Annotated in this window: 15 protein-coding genes; 5 read left to right on the top strand and 10 right to left on the bottom strand. The window is 73.9% G+C overall.

Going from position 1 to position 18228, the window contains the following annotated elements; genetic code table 11:
• Positions 1-97: 97 nt before the first annotated feature.
• Positions 98-796, top strand: coding sequence for a DUF4142 domain-containing protein (locus ACNAW0_RS03020; RefSeq protein WP_416286112.1), 699 nt, complete (start codon positions 98-100; stop codon positions 794-796).
• A 65-nt stretch (positions 797-861) separates the two neighbouring features.
• Here ACNAW0_RS03020 and ACNAW0_RS03015 read toward each other — a convergent pair whose 3' ends face one another.
• The 5 genes from ACNAW0_RS03015 to ACNAW0_RS02995 form a co-directional block, all read right to left on the bottom strand.
• Positions 862-1149 carry an Lrp/AsnC family transcriptional regulator gene (locus ACNAW0_RS03015; protein WP_416286111.1) on the bottom strand — a complete coding sequence of 96 codons (288 nt, stop codon included), beginning with the start codon at positions 1147-1149 and terminating at the stop codon, positions 862-864.
• Between the two features lie 67 nt (positions 1150-1216).
• Positions 1217-2062, bottom strand: coding sequence for a sugar phosphate nucleotidyltransferase (locus ACNAW0_RS03010; protein WP_416286174.1), 846 nt, complete (start codon positions 2060-2062; stop codon positions 1217-1219).
• Positions 2063-2262: 200 nt separating this feature from the next.
• Positions 2263-2802, bottom strand: coding sequence for an NUDIX hydrolase (locus ACNAW0_RS03005; RefSeq protein ID WP_416286109.1), 540 nt, complete (start codon positions 2800-2802; stop codon positions 2263-2265).
• A 43-nt stretch (positions 2803-2845) separates the two neighbouring features.
• A complete protein-coding gene (locus tag ACNAW0_RS03000; protein ID WP_416286172.1) occupies positions 2846-4639 on the bottom strand; it encodes a RelA/SpoT family protein in 1794 nt (597 codons plus the stop codon).
• A gap of 126 nt (positions 4640-4765) precedes the next feature.
• A complete protein-coding gene (locus ACNAW0_RS02995) occupies positions 4766-6523 on the bottom strand; it encodes a DEDD exonuclease domain-containing protein (protein ID WP_416286108.1) in 1758 nt (585 codons plus the stop codon).
• Positions 6524-6649: 126 nt separating this feature from the next.
• Here ACNAW0_RS02995 and ACNAW0_RS02990 point away from each other — a divergent pair, with 126 nt between their 5' ends.
• The 4 genes from ACNAW0_RS02990 (at position 6650) to ACNAW0_RS02975 (ending at position 11075) form a co-directional block, all read left to right on the top strand.
• Positions 6650-8104 (top strand): NYN domain-containing protein, encoded by a 1455-nt coding sequence (locus tag ACNAW0_RS02990; protein WP_416286107.1) that lies wholly within the window; start codon positions 6650-6652, stop codon positions 8102-8104.
• Between the two features lie 182 nt (positions 8105-8286).
• Positions 8287-8502, top strand: a complete 216-nt coding sequence (locus ACNAW0_RS02985; RefSeq protein ID WP_416286106.1) for a hypothetical protein — start codon at positions 8287-8289, stop codon at positions 8500-8502.
• 192 nt (positions 8503-8694) lie between these two features.
• Complete coding sequence (locus tag ACNAW0_RS02980; RefSeq protein WP_416286105.1) at positions 8695-9954, top strand: M48 family metallopeptidase; 1260 nt, start codon at positions 8695-8697, stop codon at positions 9952-9954.
• On the top strand, positions 9951-11075 hold the full coding sequence (locus ACNAW0_RS02975) for a glycosyltransferase family 4 protein (RefSeq protein ID WP_416286103.1): 1125 nt from the start codon (positions 9951-9953) through the stop codon (positions 11073-11075). The genes ACNAW0_RS02980 and ACNAW0_RS02975 overlap by 4 nt, the downstream gene beginning before the upstream one ends.
• Positions 11076-11235: 160 nt before the next feature.
• Here ACNAW0_RS02975 and ACNAW0_RS02970 read toward each other — a convergent pair whose 3' ends face one another.
• From ACNAW0_RS02970 to ACNAW0_RS02950, 5 genes are all read right to left on the bottom strand, one after another.
• Positions 11236-12903, bottom strand: a complete 1668-nt coding sequence (locus ACNAW0_RS02970) for a putative bifunctional diguanylate cyclase/phosphodiesterase (RefSeq protein WP_416286171.1) — start codon at positions 12901-12903, stop codon at positions 11236-11238.
• An 85-nt stretch (positions 12904-12988) separates the two neighbouring features.
• Positions 12989-13801, bottom strand: coding sequence for an SAM-dependent methyltransferase (locus ACNAW0_RS02965; RefSeq protein ID WP_416286101.1), 813 nt, complete (start codon positions 13799-13801; stop codon positions 12989-12991).
• Between the two features lie 206 nt (positions 13802-14007).
• On the bottom strand, positions 14008-14676 hold the full coding sequence (locus tag ACNAW0_RS02960; RefSeq protein ID WP_416286100.1) for a response regulator: 669 nt from the start codon (positions 14674-14676) through the stop codon (positions 14008-14010).
• A gap of 7 nt (positions 14677-14683) precedes the next feature.
• A complete protein-coding gene (locus tag ACNAW0_RS02955) occupies positions 14684-16375 on the bottom strand; it encodes a GAF domain-containing sensor histidine kinase (RefSeq protein ID WP_416286099.1) in 1692 nt (563 codons plus the stop codon).
• Positions 16376-16389: 14 nt separating this feature from the next.
• The gene (locus ACNAW0_RS02950) at positions 16390-18195 is read right to left on the bottom strand and encodes an AMP-dependent synthetase/ligase (RefSeq protein ID WP_416286098.1); all 1806 of its coding nucleotides are present in this window, start codon (positions 18193-18195) and stop codon (positions 16390-16392) included.
• Positions 18196-18228 lie beyond the last annotated feature (33 nt).

Raw genomic sequence — 18228 nt, 5'->3', positions numbered from 1 at the left:
CACTGCCCCGCAACCCCCTGACCCGGACGGGTGGATTCGCAGGAATAACCCTCGTCAACCGGGTATCCGTGCGGTCCAACGAAAAAGGGGGGGAAAGATGTTGGGTATCAAGCGCCTCGGACTCCTGGCCGCCATGGTGGTGGTCGGGGTGGCGCCCGCCGCGGCGGCGGCGCAGGCCGCGGCACAGCCGTCAACCCAGGACACCCAGTACCTGCAGGCCATGCACCAGGTGAACCTGGCCGAGATCACCATGGGCAACTTGGCCCAGCAGAAGGGCCAGAACGCCCAGGTCAAGGACTTGGGCAAGCAGTTCGTGACGGACTTCACCCAGCTGGACGACGCGGTGAAGTCCACCGCGCAGCAGTTGAACGTCCAGCTGCCGAACAACCCGACCACGGACCAGCAGAACGTCATCAACCAGCTGAACGGCCTCAGCGGGGCCGACTTCGACAAGGCGTGGGTGACCGCCGAGCTGAACAGCCACGTTCAGGCCATCCAGGCCACCCAGACCGAGATCTCGCAGGGCTCCGAGCAGTCGGTGATCACGCTGGCTCAGGACGCGCTGCCGGTGCTCCAGGCGCACCTCGACGCGTTGACGTCGCTGGCCGAGACCCTGGGCGTCCCGGTCCCGCAGGCCAGCGCCAGCGGCTCGCCCAGCCCGGGCGGCACCTCGACGCCGGCTCCGGGCGGCACCGAGTCCCCGACTCCGGGTGGTACCGAGTCGCCGACTCCGGGCACCACCGAGACGCCGGCTCCGGGCACCACGGAGGAGACCCCGGCGCCGAGCCAGAGCTGACCCGTACGACCGATGGTGGCCGGTCCATTCCCCGCGGGGTGGACCGGCCGCTACGCATACCGGGGTCAGTCGGCGTTGGCCAGCCCGATCGCGAACGCCTGCTCCAGGTCGTGCTGCGAGTAGGCTCGGAACGCGATGTGCGACTCGGTGTTGATCACGCCGGGCACCTTGGAGATGCTGCCGGCGATGACCTGGGCTATCTGCTCGAACTCGCGGACCCGGATCATGGCGATCAGGTCGACGTGACCGGCCACCGAGTAGACCTCGCTGACGCCGGGCAGGTTGGCCAGGGTCTCGGCCACCTCGGGGATGGAGTCGGTGGCGCAGTCGATCAGCACGATCGCGGTGATCACGGGATATTTCTCCGTTCGTCGGCGTCGTCGCCCATGCTAGGCGCTCGGCCGGTCAGCCCGTCCCCGGCTACGGGATCCGGGCGGCCGGGACGGTCAGAGCGTCCCCGGCACGGATCGTGTCGGTGAGCAGCTCGTCCGGCCCGACCGACGCGCCGGGCCAGACCACGGCACGGACAACCTCGCCCCGGACGGTCGCCCCCGGGCCGATCACCGCCCGGTGCAGCCGGCCGGTGACGGTGGCGGACGGGTGGACGAGGCTGTCGTCGCCGGCCGCGTGCAGGTTGGCCGCGAGGTAGTCGGCCGGGGTGCCGGTGTCGTAGAAGGTGCCCCGGTAGGGCACCACCTCCAGCGCGCTGGCCGCCTCCGCCGGCCGCCACACCGTCCGGACCAGGTCGCCGAAGATCGCCGGCAGGTCCCGGACCAGCCGCCAGGGCAGCAGCGAGAACCCGACGAACCGGTGGCCGCTGAAGGTCCCCGGGGCCGCCGGGTCGTCGGCCGGCTGGCCGAGCAGGCGTACGCTCCACCCGTCCCAGCCGTCCAGCAGCGCCGCGACGTCCGGCCCCGGCGGGACGTCCGGATCGGCCAGGTACGCGTCGGCGTTGCCGACCAGCACGCCCCGTCCGGCGATCCAGTCCCGCAGGTTGCCCAGCCCACCCGCGGTGCCGAGCGGGTCGCCCGGCTCGACCGAGAGGTGCGCCCTGGCTCCGACGTGCGCCACCACGAGGTCGCCCAGGTAGCAGGCGTTCACCGCGACGCGTTCCGGACCGGCCAGGGCGAGCCCCGCCAGCCGGTCGAGGGCCCGGTCCAGCAGCGGCACGTTGCCGATCGGGCAGAGCGCCTTGGGCACCCGCTCGGTGAGCGGGCGCAGCCGGGTGCCCTCGCCCGCGGCGAGCACCACCGCGCAGACGTCCACCGCCGCCCGCCAGCCCGGACCCCCCGCTCCGGTGGGGCTGCCCGCTCCGGCGTGATGGTTCGCTCCGGCGGAGCGGTTCGCTTTGGTCGGGCCGGCCGGATCCTCACCGGCAACGTTCGCGGAGGCCGGGCCGGCCGGGTCCTCGGCGGCAAGGTTCGCGGCGGCCGGGCCGCCGGGGCCGGGACGCGACCCGAGGCCGGTCACGCGTTCGGTGGCGTCGCCGGCGGCACCTCGCCGGCGCGCGGGCCGATGCCGTAGTAACCGAGCAGGTTGGCGGTGGCCCGGCTCAGCCGGGGCAGGTCGTCCAGCGGGTACCAGGCCGCCTCGAGGACCTCGGCGCCATCCACGGCCAGCTGCGTGGTCGAGGCCGGCACCTCGGTCTCGAAGACCACGTCCACCCAGCCCTTGGCGTGCACCAGGGCGTTGGGCACGGCCGGGCGGAGCCGGTCCGGGGAGAGCCGGATGCCCGACTCCTCGTACAGCTCGCGGGCCGCGCCCACCACCGGGGCCTCGCCGCGTTGCAGCAGCCCGGCCGGCAGGGTCCAGCTGTAGCCGGGTGGCTGGCGCAGCAGCAGGAGCCGCCCCACGCCCTCGGCTTCGGCGTCCCGGACCAGGGCGACCGCGCCGACGATGTACTTGGGCACGGCCAGCCGGACCAGTCGCCGCCGCAGCGGGACGGGGAGGCGGTAGAAGAGGTGGTAGCCGAGGGCCCGTCCGTTGGCACGCGCGCGGGGGATCATGCCCTCAGGCTAGTGCGCCCGCGGGCGCGCCGGGGGAACGGCTTTAGCCACTGCGGTGGTCGACGAGGTCGATCAGTTGCTGGACCACCGTGTCCGGCTCGACGGCCCGATCGAAGACCGCCACCAGCAGGGTCTCCAGGTCCGGGTAGCCCAGCTCCTCGGAGAGCCGCAGCAGCGGCAGGTCGCTGGCCAGCCCCCGGTTGTGCTTGCGCAGCGCGAGGCCGATGGTGGCCCGGCCCAGGCGTACCTTGTCGGCGATCGAGATGCCCGGCTCGGTGTGCTCGGCGAACCACCGGTTGATCTGCATCTGGGCGTGCGGCGACTTGACGAAGCGCAGCCACTCCCGGCGCGGCCCGCGCGGGGCGACGTCGGCCTCGAAGCCGCTCTCCGCGTCGCTCTCGGTGAAGATCTCCACCACGTCGCCCTCCTTCAGTTCGGAGGAGAGTGGGGCCAGCCGCCCGTTGATCCGCGCGGCGAGGCAGTGGTCGCCCCGCTCGCTGCCCAGCTCGTACGCGAGATCGACCGGGGTCGCGCCGGCCGGGAGGACCACCTGCCGCCCGTCGGCGACCACCTGGATCTGTGCCTCTGCGAGGTCGCAGCGCAGCGACTCCATGAACTGGGTCGGGTCGACGGTCTCCTGTTCCCAGTCGAGCACCCGGCGCAGCCAGGCCAGCTCGTCCGCCCGGTCGGCGGCGCGCCCGGCCGGGCACGGGAAGCGGTAGTTGGCGGCGATGCCGTACTCGGCGGACCGGTGCATCTCCGCGGTGCGGATGAGCACCTCGACCGTTTGGTTCTGCGGGCCGCAGACGCTGGTGTGCAGCGAGCGGTAGAGGTTGTTCTTGGGAGAGGCGATGAAGTCCTTGAAGCGACCCGGCACCGGCCGCCACAGCCCGTGCACCGCACCGAGCGCGGCGTAGCAGTCGGTGGCCGGGCCGTCCACCACGATCGCGATGCGGGGCAGGTCGAACGGCGTGGCGTGGCTGCCCGCGATGGTGTCCTTCCAGATCGAGTAGAGGTGTCGGGGGCGGGGGGAGACCTCGGCATCGACCCGGCTGCGGCGCAGCGCCACCTTCGTCCTGGCCACCACGTCGGCGAGGTAGGCGTCCCGCCCGGGCCGGTCGTGCACGTGCCGGGCGATCCGGTCGTGCTCCTCGGGGTGCAGGTGCAGCAGCACCACGTCGTCCAGCTCGCGTTTGAGGGCCTGGATGCCCAGCCGGTCGCAGAGCGGGACCAGCACCTCCTCGGTCTTGCGCGCGATGCGCTCCCGCGAGGCGGCGGAGCGTACGCCGAGGGTACGCATGTTGTGCAGCCGGTCGGCCAGCTTGATGATCAGCACCCGGACGTCCTTGCCGGCCGCGACGATCATCTTGCGGATGGTCTCCGCCTCGGCGGCCTTGCCGTAGAACGCCTTGTCGAACTTGGTCACCCCGTCGACCAGGTGTGCCACCTCGCGGCCGAAGTCCTCCTGGAGCGCCTGGAGGGTGTAGCGGGTGTCCTCCACGGTGTCGTGCAGCAGCGCGGCGACCAGGGTGGTGGTGTCCATGCCGAGGTCCGCGCAGATCTGGGCGACGGCGAGGGGATGCGTGATGTACGGCTCGCCGCTCTTGCGGAACTGGCCGCGGTGCATGTTCTCGGCGATCGTGTACGCGCGCCGCAGCACGGAGGCGTCGGCGTTGGTGTGGATGCCGCGGTGGGCGCGGACCAGCGCGCCGACCGGGTCGGTGTCGGTGGTGGGCCAGGTGAGCAGGGAGCGCAGCCGGCGGGTCAGCGGCAGCTCGCCTGGCTGGGTCGGGAGGGCACCGCCCAGGGCGGCGCCGTGTCCGGCGTCGACGTCCACCTGGGACACCTCCTCACCCCGGCCCCCGGTCGCCGCGCCGACGACCGGGAGCAGGCCCGCGAAACGGGCAGGACTGCACTCTCTTAACAGACTAAAGGAGTCGACGTAGTCCGATCGGACACTTGGTCATGAGCGTTCGGTCGAGAGTTGGTGGGACGCTCCGTTCTCGGCCTTGGTCAGCAGGGCACGGAATCGGCCCGCGCCGGTGGTCGGTGACGCCCAGCCGGAGGAGGTCTCCAGCAGCCGGGTCTCCGGTCGCTCCAACCAGGACAGGATGCGTTCGGTCTCCTCTGCGGAGGCTGCCGGGACCGGGCCGTGGCCGGGCAGCACGGTCTCGGCGGTGGCCCGGATGGCGTTCAGCGTCGGTCGCGGATGGACACCCGGCGGCGAGACGCCCGCGCCGGCCAGCCGGCCGTGCCGGACCAGGGCCAGCTCCCAGCCGCCGCGGGCGTGCGGGCGGGCGGCGGCCAGCTCGGCGATGCGGGTCAGCGCGACCAGGCGCTGCATCCGGACCGCCACGCGCAGCACCGCGGCCAGCCGGGCCCGCGCCACCGCGGCCTCCTCGTAGCGCTGGGCGCGGGAGAGCACCTCGATGCGGGCGAGCAGGGCGTCCACCACCACCTGCGGGTCGTCGGTGGTGGCGGTACGGAACGGGGTGGCGGCGCGGTGGTCGTACTCCTCGGGGGTGATCCGGTGTTCGCAGGGTGCCGGGCAGCGACCCAGCTCGGCCAGCGCGCAGGCCGGCATGGTGGTGCGCCGGGAGAGCCGGTGCGTGCACTGGCGCAGCGGCACCGCGTCGTGGAAGCCGGCGGCGGCCAGCTCGGCGGCCTGCTTGGAGCGGAACGGGCCGAGGTAGGCGGTGTCGGTCGGGGCGAGGTCGCGCACGATCGACAACCGGGGGTACGCCTCGTCGGTGAGCTTCAGCCAGACCTGGCGTTCCGGGTACTTGGAGCGCCGGTTGTACGGTGGCGCGTGCGCGGCGATCAGCCGCAGCTCGCGGACCTCCGCCTCCAGCGAGTGCGCGCACTCGACTGCGTCGACCCGCTCGGCGGCGGCCAGCATCTCGGAGATCCGGGCCCGCTTCTCGGCGGCGGTGAAGTAGCTGCGGACCCGGGTGGCGACGTCGCCGGAGGTGCCGACGTAGAGCGGCCGGCCGTCGGCGGCCCGGAAGATGTAGACCCCCGGCACCTTCGGCAGCCCGTCGGCGAGGTGCCGCTTGCGGCGCTGGGTGGGGGTGACCGCCCTGGCGAACTTGATCGCCTCGCCGATCGTGTCCACCCGGTGCCCGCCGAGCCGGCCGATCAGCCCGTGCAGCACGTCGACGGTGGCCTTCGCGTCGTCCAGCGCCCGGTGGGTGGGCTGGGTGGCGGTGCGGAAGTAGGCGGCCAGGGTGCCCAGCTTGCGGTTGGGCACCTCGTCGCGGGTGAGCACCCGGCGGGCCAGCGCCGCGGTGTCCAGCACCCGGGGGTTGGGCCAGCGGTAGCCGTGCTTGGCGCAGGCGGCCTTGAGGAAGCCCACGTCGTAAGGGGCGTTGTGGGCGACCAGCACGGCGTCGGAGATGAACTCCAGGAAGCTCGGCAGCACCTGCTCGATCGGCGGAGCGGGGATCAGCATGGCCTGGGTGATGCCGGTCAGCACGGTGATGAACGGCGGGATCGGCTCGCCCGGGTTGACCAGGGTGGCGAGCACCCCCAGCTCCTCACCGCCGCGCACCTTCACCGCGCCGATCTCGGTGATCCCGCCGCCGTCCGGCGCGCCGCCGGTGGTCTCCAGGTCGACCACCACGAACGTGGTCGCGTAGAGCGGCAGCGCGGGGTCGATTCCCGGGCCCGCCGCCGGGTCCAGGCCGGCCAGCGTCTCCTGGACGTATTCCGCTCGGGTCACCCGCGCACGTTAACGGCCGGGTCCGACACTCCCGTCCCACCTGCCCCAGCCGTTACCACGGGCTTAGGATGAGAGATCGGCTCACTCACCGGGCGGTGGGCCCGTCCGCGGTGGGAGACTTGCCACATGCCCCTCACCGAGCCGTACGACGACCACCTCCCCGAGGAGGAGCCGGTGGCCGCCGTGGACGATACCGGTGAGAACCCGCGGGGCCCGGGCCCGGGCGCGGACGCGGGCGACGCCCAGGTCGATGCCGGCGGGTCGGCCGCGTGCGAGCCCGAGCCGGTGCTGCCCGAGCCGGTCCGGCAGCGGATCGTGGCGCTCACCGCCGCCGCGCTGCCCGGGTTGCCCGCCGACGAGGTGCCCGTCCCGCTGCGCAGGGTCGCCAAGTTCGCCCCCAATCGGCGCGCCCGACTCGGGGCCCCGGCCATCGCCGCCCAGCTCACCGCCGACCCGCTGTTCCGGCAGCGGATCACCGCGCGGGTGCTGGCCGACGCCGGTGACCTCGGCGCGGCCGTCATGGACGGGACCGCCCCCGCCGCCGCCGACCCGGTCGAGGTGGCCGCCCTGGCGTACCTGGCCCGGCCGCGGGGCTGGCGGGAGCTGATCGAGGCCAGCGGCGCCGCGGTGCGCGCGGAGGCGGACAGCGCGGTGGTGGCCGAGCTGGTCCGCGAGGCCGAGCAGCGGGCCGCCCGTGCCGAGCACGACCGGGCGGTGGCCCGGGTCGAGGCGGAGAAGCTGCGCGACGAGCTGGCCCGGGTGCGGGAGGAGCTGGGCCAGCTCCGCGAGGAGGCCCGGCAGCTGGCCCGCGCACTGCGGGAGACCCAGGCCCGGGAGCGCAAGGCCACCGAGATGCTGTCCACCGAGCGGGGCCGGGCGGCCCGGGCGGCGGCCGACGCGGACGCCGAGCTGCGACGCGTCCGGGCCCGCCTGGCGGAGGCGGAATCCGCCGCGGGGGTGGCCCGGGCCGCCGCCAAGGAGGCCCGCTCGGTTGACGACGCGAAGCTGTGGCTGCTGCTGGAGACCATCGGCCAGGCGGCGGTCGGGCTGCGCCGCGAGCTGGCGCTCGACCCGGTGGAGAAGCTGCCCGCGGACTTCGTCGCCGACGCCTTCGCCGACCAGTCGGCGGCCACCCCGGCCGGCGCGGCCGCCCGCGCCCGGGACACCGACGACCCGGCCCGGCTGGACCAGCTGCTCGCGTTGCCCAAGGCGCACCTGGTGATCGACGGCTACAACGTCACCAAGCGTGGCTTCGGCGAGATGTCGCTGGAGCAGCAGCGTAAACGGCTGATCACCGGGCTGGGCGGGATCGCCGCGCAGACCGGGGACGAGATCACCGTGGTCTTCGACGGTGCCGAGCGGATCCACGGGCTGCCACCCACGCCGCGCGGGGTGCGGGTGCTCTTCTCCCGTAAGGGGGAGACCGCGGACGAGCTGATCCGCCGGTTGGTCCGCGCCGAGCCGCCGGGCCGGCCGGTGGTGGTGGTCTCCTCCGACCGTGAGGTCGCCGACGGGGTACGCCGGCACGGCGCGTACCCGCTGGGCGCCGACTCGCTGCTGCGGCGCCTCGCCCGCTCCTAGGGGCCTCGCCCGCTCCCAGAAGCGGCGGCTGGTTCTGCCGCCTGATGATCGGATTCGGGGTGGCTGCTGCCTCGTTGTCCGGTTCTGTCGCACCCCTCGCCTAGCGTCGTGGTGACCGACGGTGGTCGGGCGGCGACGGACCTGTCTCCCGCCCGCCACCGGCGAGGCGCCTGGAGGCGTTGATGCTCATCGACTGCGACACCTGCGGGATCCGCGGCGCCGGCTGCGCCGGCTGCCTGGTGACCGCGCTGCTCGACACCGGCTCGCCGGTGGCCGACCTCGGCCCCGCCGAGCACCGGGCCATCGAGGTGTTCGCCCGGGCCGGCTTCGACGTCGACGTGCTGTCGGTCGAGACCGCCCGCTCCAGTCGGCGTCCGGGCCGCCGCCGGATCGCCTGATCCCCAGGGCGTGCCGCCCCGATGGCCGGGCGACCGGTGTGGCCATGGCCGGCGCGTCCCGCTGCCGCACGTTCCGCGAACTCGTGTGGATCATCAAGCCGGGTCCGGCGCGGCCGTGCCAGGCAATAGGATGAGCGCTCACGGCGGGAGGTACGGCATGATCAGGGTACGGCGCGACGGCGGGGTGTGGCGGTGACGCCGCGCGCCTGGGCGCTTCTCACCCTCGCCGGGCTGGTCGTGGCGCTGGTCGTCGCCGGGGCGCTGCTGATCCCGTGGAGCCGGCCGCCGGCACCCCGGGCCGACCAGCTCGCCGCGCTGCGGGCCCTCCCGGTCGACCAGGTGGCCCGGGGCCGGGCGTTCCACGCCGCGCTGCGTCCCGCCGGGTGGTTGGCGCTGGTCGTCGGCCTGGTGGTGGCTCTCGTGCTCGGGCTCACCCCGATCGGTGGCCGGCTCGTGGAACTCGTCGGCCGGCCCTTCGGCGGGCACTGGACCGCACAGGCGGTGCTCGGCGGACTGGCCGTGATGCTCGTCGCCGATCTGCTCACCCTGCCCTTCGCCGCCTGGCGGCACACCGTGCTGGTCCGCTATGGGCTGAGTACCCAGGGCTGGGGCGGCTGGGCGGTGGACCTGGTCAAGTCGTACGCGGTCACCGCGGTCATCGGCGCGCTGGTCCTGCTCGGCTTCTACTCGGTGGTCCGGCTCGCCCCCCGCTGGTGGTGGGCGTTCGGCGCGGCCGGGGCGGCCGGGCTGGTGGTGCTGCTGTCGTTCGTGCTGCCGGTGCTGGTGGAGCCGGTGTTCAACCGGTTCACCCCGATGGAGCCCGGCCCGCTGCGCACCGAGCTGATGAGCATGGCCGCCCGGGACGGGGTGCCGGTCCGCGACGTGCTGGTCGCCGACGCGTCCCGGCGTACCCGGGCGGTCAACGCGTACGTCTCCGGGCTGGGGCCCACCCGCCGGGTGGTGGTCTACGACACCCTGCTGCGCGAGGCCACCCCCGAGGAGGTGACCAGCGTGGTCGCCCACGAGCTGGGGCACGCGAAGGACCGCGACGTCTGGGTCGGCACGCTGGTCGGGGCGCTCGGCGCCGCCGCCGCGGTGGCGGCGCTCTACCTGGTCGGCTCCTGGCCGCCGCTGCTGCGCCTGGCCGGGGTCGACTCGATCGCCCAGCCCCGGGCGTTCCCGCTGCTCATCGCGCTGATCACCGTGGCCGGTCTGGTGGCCACTCCGGCGCAGGCGCTGATGTCACGGCGGGTGGAGGCCCGGGCCGACGCGCACGCGCTGGCGCTCACCGGTGACCCGGCCACCTTCGAGGCGATGCAGCGCCGCCTGGCCGGGGTCAACCTGGCCGAGCCCGACCCGCCGCGCTGGGAGTACCTCTGGTCGGCGTCCCATCCGTCCACCGTGGAGCGGATGGCCGCCGCACGCGCCTACGCCAGGGAGATCGGCAGATGAGCCGGACCTTGCTGATCACCAACGACTTCCCGCCCCGCCCCGGCGGCATCCAGTCCTTCGTGCACAACCTCGCCGTGCGCCAGCCCCCCGGTTCCGTGGTGGTGTACGCGTCGAGTTGGCGGGGCGCCGCCAAGTTCGACGCCGACCAGCCCTTCGAGGTGATCCGGGAACGCACCAAGGTGCTCCTGCCCACCCCGCTGATCGCCCGCCGTGCCGCGAAGCTGGCCCGGGCGTACGACTGCGACACGGTGTGGTTCGGCGCGGCGGCCCCGCTGGGGCTGCTCGCGGCGGGGCTGCGCCGGCGGACGGGGATCCGGCGGGCGGTGGCGCTGACCCACGGGCACGAGGCCGGCTGGGCCGCGCTGCCCGGCGCGCGGTCGGCGCTGCGCCGGATCGGCCGGGGCGTGGACGTCACCACCTACCTGGGCGAGTACACCCGCGTCCGGCTGGCCCGGGTGCTGGACGGGGTGACCGAGCTGCGCCGGCTCGCGCCGGGCGTCGACGTGGAGACCTACCACCCGGCCGTGGACGGGGAACGGGTGCGGCTGCGGCTGGGCCTGGCCGACCGGCCCGTCGTGGTGTGCGTCTCGCGTCTGGTGCCGCGCAAGGGGCAGGACATGCTCATCCGGGCCCTGCCGGAAATCCGCCGCCGGGTGCCGGACGCGGCTTTGCTGATCGTCGGCGGCGGGCCGTACCGGGCGACGCTGGAGAAGCTGGCCAGGCAGACCGGGGTGGACCGGGACGTGGTCTTCACCGGCTCGGTGCCGTCCGCCGAGCTCCCCGCCCACTACGCGGCCGGCGACGTCTACGCCATGCCCTGCCGTACCCGCAACCGCGGGCTGGACGTCGAAGGCTTGGGGATCGTCTATCTGGAGGCCAGCGCGACCGGGCTGCCGGTGGTGGCCGGCGACTCCGGCGGCGCGCCCGACGCCGTCCGGGAGGGGGAGACCGGGTACGTGGTCCGGGGCCGGGATGTGGCCCAGCTCGCCGACCGGGTGGCGACGCTGCTCGCCGACCGGGACCTGGCTCGCCAGCTCGGCGCGGCCGGCCGCGCCTGGGTGGAGAAGGAGTGGCGCTGGGAGACCCAGGCCGAACGGATGGCCGACCTGCTCGCCGGCTGACCCGTCCGCCGCCTCGCCTCGCCGCCCGTCCAGCGCCTCGCCGCTGCGCCGCCCGTCCAGCGCCCCGCTGATCAACTCCGTGTGCGGCAAACGGTGGTCTCGTTGCCGGATTTGACCACAAGATGCCGCACATTGAGTTGATCAAGCCGGGGTGCGGGGGTCAGGCCGAGTGGGCGAGGGCCTCGTGGGCGGGGGCGGGGCGGCCGAAGTGCCAGCCCTGGCCGGCGTCGCAGCCGATCGCCCGCAGCCGGTCCGCCTGCTCGGCGGTCTCCACGCCCTCGGCGGTGACGGTCAGGTCGAGCGCGTGGGCGAGCGAGACCAGCGAGGCGACAATCCGTTCGTCGGTACGGCTGCCCGGATCGTCGGCCGGGGCGCGCAGCCCGGCCACGAACTCGCCGGCCACCTTCAGCTCGGTGACCGGCAGGTCCCGCAGGTACGCCAGATTGCAGTAGCCGGTGCCGAAGTCGTCGATGGCGACGCGGACCCCGAGGCCGTTGAGCACGCGCAGGGCGCGTACGGGCTCCGCGACCTTGCTCATCATGGTGCTCTCGGTGACCTCCAACTGGAGTCGCTCCGGGGGCAGCCCGGTCCGCCCGAGCACGCCCCGCACCTCCTGCACCAGGCCCGGCCGGTGCAGCTGCCGGACGGCCAGGTTCACGCTGACGAACGGCGCGTCGTCGTGCCCCGCCGACCAGGTGCGGGCCTCCCGGCAGGCCTCGGCGAGCACCCAACTGCCCAGCCGGACGATCAGGCCGGTCTCCTCGGCCAGCCCGATGAAGCTGTCCGGCCGGAGCACGCCCAGCTCCGGGTGGCTCCAGCGGACCAGCGCCTCCATGCCGAGCACCCGGCCGTCCCGCAGTGAGGTCAGCGGCTGGTAGTCGAGGTAGAACTCGCCCCGGTCCAGGGCGGCGGGGATGGCCGCGGAGAGGGCGTACCGGGCCAGCTCACGACGGTTGCGATCGACATCGAAGATCGACCAGCGGGACCCGCCGGCCGCCTTGGCCCAGTGCAGGGTGCTGTCCGCGGCTCGCATCAGCTCCACCGGCGTGGTGCCGGCCACCGGTCGCTCCACAATGCCGATGCTGGCCGACACGGCCAGCTCGTGCCCGTCGACCAGCGCCGGCTCGCTCACCGCCGCGAGGGCGGCCTCGGCGACCTTGACCGCGTCCTCGGTGCAACCGGTGCGCTCGACCAGGATGACGAACTCGTCGCCGCCGAGCCGGGCCACCAGGTGCTCGCCGAGGGCCCGGCGCAGCCGTTGCGCCACCGACACCAGCAGCGCGTCGCCGACCTGGTGACCGAGGGTGTCGTTGACCACCTTGAACCGGTCCAGGTCGAGGAAGCAGACCCCGATCCGGTCGGCGCCCCGGCCGGGCTCGCCGAGTGCGGCGGTGAGCCGTTCGGTGAACAGGGTGCGGTTGGGCAGGTCGGTCAGCGGGTCGTGGGTGGCCTGGTGCCGGAAGCGGGCCTCGCTGTCCCGCAGCGCCCGTTCGGCCTGCACCTGGGCCATCATCGCGGCCCGCCGGATGGCCTCCTGCTCGTCGAGGGTGCGGTCGCGCAGGGCGCGGGCGTACCCGGTGGCGACCGTGGCGAGCACCCGGGCCATCCGGTCCTCGACGTCGTCGGCGACCAGGTCGAGGTCACGGACCAGGCGGAGCTGGATCACCTCGATGGTGCGGCCCAGCCCCTCGGCGGAGGCGATGTGCGCCTGCACCAGCTCGGCGCCGACCTGCTGGCCGACGCGCAGGTCGAACGGGTCGGCCCGGATCGCCACGACCAGCCGCTCGGTGAGCCGCCGGAGCAGGGCCTCCAGCTGGGCCTGGGTCATCGGCAGGTAGCTGGTCCCGGAGACCGCCTTGGCCCAGGCCCGCGCGAAGGTTTCAAGGCAGGAGCGGGTCACGGCGGCGGGGCCGTCACCCACCGAGCCGCCCGACGCCGCCCAGGAAGACCGCACGCTCGGCGTTCTCCGCCTGCTCCGGCGACTCCGGGCGCCACTGCGGCACCCAGACCACGCCCGGGTCGATCAGCTCGAAACCGTCGAAGAGCGAGGCCAACTCGCCGCGGCTGCGGATCCAGAGCTGGTTGTCCGTGCGGCGGTAGACCTGCTCGGCGTCGGCCCGCTCGCCCGTCCCGGTGCGGCCGTCGTCGCTGGCCTGTGACATGACCAGGTAGCTGCCCGGGACCAGCGCCGCCCGCAGCGTCCGCAGGACCTCCTCCGGCCGGTCCGCGTCGGGGATGAAGTGCAGCACCGCCACGATCATCACGGCGACCGGCTGGGTGAAGTCCAGCAGCCGGTTGACCTCGGGGTGGCCGAGGATCGCCGCCGGTTGGCGGAGGTCCTCCCGGATCACCGTGGCCCGGTCGTTGCCGGCCAGGATCTCCCGGCTGTGCGCCACCGCGACCGGGTCGACATCGACGTAGACCACCCGGCACTCCGGGTCGACCCGCTGGGCGATCTCGTGCACGTTGCCGACGGTCGGGATGCCGGAGCCGATGTCGAGGAACTGCCGCACCCCCGACTCGGCCAGTAACTGCACCGCCCGGCGGAGGAAGGCCCGGTTGGCCTGGGCCATCAGCGGGGCCTCGGGCACGGCGGCCACCATGGCCTGAGCGGCCGCCCGGTCGGCCGCGAAGTTGTGCGACCCGCCGAGGTAGTAGTCGTACATGCGGGCCACGCTCGGGCGCTCGATGTCGATCGTGTCAGGTGCCCAGTCCGGCCGCTGCATCGCCCGCCCCTTTGTGTCGACGGCGCGCGGACTCGATGCCCGCGCTGGCCACCCGCGTATTGTGCCTGTGTGTGTCGTCCCGGTGCAAAGAGCACCGTCGCTATGCGACCGCCCCGCACCGTACGCGCTCGTCGGCCGCCCGCAACACGGCAGAGGCCCGGTCCGGGACACGGACGCGGGCCTCTGCGCGAGCTGTCGGACGGTCGTCAGAACTTGGGCGCGTCCGGGGCCTCCAGCAGGCCCAGCCGCAGCGCGGTCATCAGCGCCTGGGCGCGGTTGGCGGCGCCCAGCTTCTCGTAGAGCTTCGAGATGTGCGTCTTGGCGGTCGACTCGCTGACGAACAGCTGCTTGGCGATGCCGGCGACGCTCATGCCGTCGGCGAGCAGCCGCAGCACCTGGCCCTCCCGCGGGGAGAGCTGCGGGCCCGACGGGGCCAGCCGGCGCTTCATCGCCTCGGCCAGGTCGGCGGCGGTGAACGCGCTGGGCGAGGAGGCGGCATGCCGGGCGGCGGCCACCACCTCGTCGGCCGGGGCGGTCTTCGGCACGAACGCGCTCGCCCCCGCCTCCAGGGCACCGAAGAGCTGGTCGTCGCCGGCGTACATGGTGAGCACGACGATGCCCATCGACGCGCTGGACTTGCGGAGGGCGCGGGTCGCCTCCAGGCCGCTGCCGTCAGGCAGCCGCAGGTCCATGATCACTACGTCCGGCTGGAGCGCGCCGGCCTGGCGTACGCCCTCCGCGGCCGTGGCGGCTTCGCCCACGACCTCGAACTGCCGGTCCCGCTCGAAGGCGTGCCGCAGTCCCTTGCGGATCAGGTCGTGATCATCGACAAGGAGCACCTTGGTACGGGTGGCCGGTGCCGGGCTAGTGGTCATGCTCGGGTTACTCCCCTTCTGCTGCTGCGCTGCCGCGCACCTTATCGCGCCGGGGCGAGGAGCCGAGTACCACCGCCACAGTCGTGCCGCTGGGGCGCCGTGGCCTGATCTCCAGCCGGCCCCGGATACGTTCCGCCCTCTCCGCCATGATCGCAAGGCCGTAGTGCCCGTCGGGGCGCTGGTCACCGATGCCGTGACCGTCATCCGACACTTCGATCTGGGCGTACGGGGGGTCGACCGCACATGTTACCCACAGGTTCGACGCCCCGGCGTGCTTGCGCGCGTTGGTCACCGCCTCCTGGGCGATGCGCAGCAGCTCCGCCTCGGTGGCGGCGGGCAGCCGGGCGGTGGACTCGTCCAGGGACAGGTGCACCCGCAGGCCGGCGGACGCGCCGACGGTGCGGGCGTACTCGGCGATCGCGGCGGCCAGACCGCCGTGCCGGTCCACCTCGCTGCGCAGCTCGAACAGGCTCAGCCGCAGCTCGGTGATCACCCGGGTGACCTCCTGGCGCAGGGTACGCAGCGAGTCGGCGGTCTCCTCGGTGTCGTCGTGCACGGTGGCCAGGGCGTTGTCGATGCCGTACCCGACCATCACCAGCTCCTGGGCGACCCCGTCGTGGATCTCCCGGGCCAGCCGCTGGCGCTCCTCGTTGGTGGCCAGCGACCGGACCTCGTCGAAGAGCAGCGCGGCCTCCAGCCGCAGCGCCGCCGGGCCGGTCAGCGCGGTCACCCGGGACACCACCGGCGGCGGGTACGCGTGCGCGGTGTCCGCCTCGAGGACCACCAGACCGACCGTCCGCACCCCGGCCACCAGCGGCACGATCAGCGCCGAGACCTCGCCGGAGTGCTGCGAGCGGGCCTGCGAGCGGGCCGCGGTCTGCGGCTGCTGGCTGGCCCAGGCGTCGGCGATCGCGGAGTCCGCGTCCAGCGTGGTCTCCCAGTCCACCCGGTCCGCGCCGATCTGGGCGAGCACCACCAGCCGGCCGCCACCGCTGGCGGAGAGCACCGCGCCCCGGTCGGTCTTCGCCACCATCCGCAGCTCCTCCAGCAGGTGCTCGGAGATGCCGCCCGGGTCGAGGGTGGCGCCGGGCAGCTGGCGGGCGACCGTACGCAGCTGGGTCAGCAACCGGGTGGCCTCCGCGTACGGCTGTGGCTTGCCCTCGGCGCGGACCCGCATCACCCGCTGCAGCATGCCGGCCGTGTAGAGGCCGAGGGCGGCCAGGATCAGCCACTGGGCACAGACCGCGACGTACCCGAGCTGGCCGAGCTGCCGTCCGCCGCCGACCTCGGTGACGGCCGCGCTGACCAGCAGGGTGGCCGCGACCACGGCGAGCAGCGCCGCGCCCTCGGAGAACCGGCGACGCAGCGCGGTCACGGTGACCGGCACGGCGAGGTACGGCAGTATCGCCGAGGCGCCCACCCCGCCGGTGACCCCGTTCAGATGGGTGTCGGCGGCGACCTTGCTGGCGGCCAGGCCGAGGACGAGCACCTCGGCGAAGCGGCCGAGCGGCCCGAGCAGCCGGTGCTGCGGGGCCAGCACCGCGGGCAGCCCGGCGACGCCCAGCAGCGCGACCCACCAGAGCTGGGCCAGCTCGCCGGTGGCGAACAGGGTCAGGGCGGCGACCAGCGCGAGGAGGACCACACGAGCGGCAGCGGCGAGGGGCTGCGTCTGCGGTTGGCTGGGTGTCGAGGCGGGCACGTGACGGATGGTAGTCAGCGACGGTAGATGTCCGCGATCTCCGCGGCGTACGTCTTGTGCACGACCTGCCGCTTGACCTTGAGCGACGGGGTCAGCTCGCCGCTGGCCTCGGTGAAGTCCTGCGGCAGGATCCGGAACACCTTGATCGCCTCGGCCTTGGAGACCGACTGGTTGGCCTGGTCGATCGCGCCCTGGATCTCGGCCCGCAGCGCCTCGTCGTCGCGCAGCTCGGCGACGCTGGTGGTCTCCGGCCGGCCGTGCGCGGCCAGCCACTTCGGCAGCGCCTCCTCGTCGACGGTGACCAGCGCCGCGATGAACGGCTGCCGGTCGCCGACCACCAGGCACTGGCTGACCAGCGGGTGGGCCCGGACCTCGTCCTCCAGCACTGCGGGGGCGACGTTCTTGCCGCCCGCGGTCACGATGATCTCCTTCTTCCGGCCGGTGATGCTCAGGTAGCCGTCCTCGTCGAGCCGGCCCAGGTCACCGGTGCGGAGCCAGCCGTCGGGGGTGAGCACCTCCGCGGTGGCCTCCTCGTTGCGCCAGTAGCCCCGGAAGACCAGCTCGCCGGAGATCAGGATCTCGCCGTCGTCCTCGATCCGGATGGTCACGCCGGGCAGCGGGCGGCCCACGGTGCCGATCCTGGTGGCGCTCGGCAGGTTCGCGGCGGCGGCGGGGGAGGTCTCGGTCAGGCCGTAGCCCTCGGAGATGTTCACCCCGACGCCCCGGAAGAAGTGCCCCAGCCGGGCGCCGAGCGGGGCCCCGCCGGAGATGGCGTCCCCGCACCGGCCACCCATCGCCGCCCGCAGCCTGCGGTAGACCAGCCGGTCGAGGACCACGTGCTGGGCGCGTAGCCCCAGGCCGGGCCCGTCGGCGGTCTCCAGTGCCTGGCTGTACGCGATGGCGACCTTCTCGGCCCGGTCGAAGATCCGGCCCTTCCCCTCGGCCTCGGCCTTCTGCCGCGCGCCGTTGTAGACCTTCTCGAAGACCCGGGGCACGGAGAGCACGAACGTCGGCTTGAACTCCTGCAGCTCGGCGACAAGGTTCTTGGTGTCCGCGCAGTGCGCCAGGGTGGCCCGGGCCTGCACCACGCCGATCTGGATGAGCCGGGCGAAGGCGTGCGCGAGCGGCAGGAAGAGCAGGGTGGAGGCGCCCTGCCGGAACAGGTTCGGCAGCACCGGCACGGCGTTGGCGATGTCGGCGTACATGTTGCGGTGGGTCAGCATACAGCCCTTGGGACGGCCGGTGGTGCCGCTGGTGTAGATGATGGTGGCGATGTCGTCGGCCTTGACCCCCGAGCGGCGTACCTCGATCTCGGCCGGGTCGACCGACTCGCCGGCCGTGGTCAGCTCGTCCACCGCGCCCTGCTCGATCTGCCAGACCTGACGCAGCTCGGGTAGCCGGTCGCGGGCCCCGGCGACCAGGCTGGCGTGCGCGGCGGTCTCGACCACCACGGCGACCGCTCCGGAGTCGGCGAGGATCCAGGCGGCCTGCTCGGCGCTGGAGGTCTCGTAGATCGGCACGGTGACCGCGCCGGCGGCCCAGATGGCGTAGTCGATCAGGGTCCACTCGTAGCGGGTGCAGCTCATCAGCCCGACCCGGTCACCGGGGGAGATGCCGGCGGCGACCAGGCCGCGGGCCACCGCGACGACCTCGTCGCGGAACTGCCGGCAGGTGACCTCCGTCCGGGCGCCGCCCTCGCCCCGGCCGAGCCGGACGAACTGCACGGTGTCGGGGGCGGCCTCGGCGTTGGCCCAGACCGGGTCGGTCAGGCTGGCCGCGTCGCCGACGGTGACGATCGGCGGAACGGAGAACTCACGCACCTGCACTCCCTCGGGCTCGCACCGGCCGGGCCG

The organism is Micromonospora sp. SL1-18, from assembly GCF_047921505.1.
In the GTDB taxonomy this organism is placed as follows: Bacteria; Actinomycetota; Actinomycetes; order Mycobacteriales; family Micromonosporaceae; genus Micromonospora.
The sequence above is the reverse complement of the archived record's forward strand: the minus strand, read 5'-3'. Positions and strand labels throughout refer to the sequence as shown.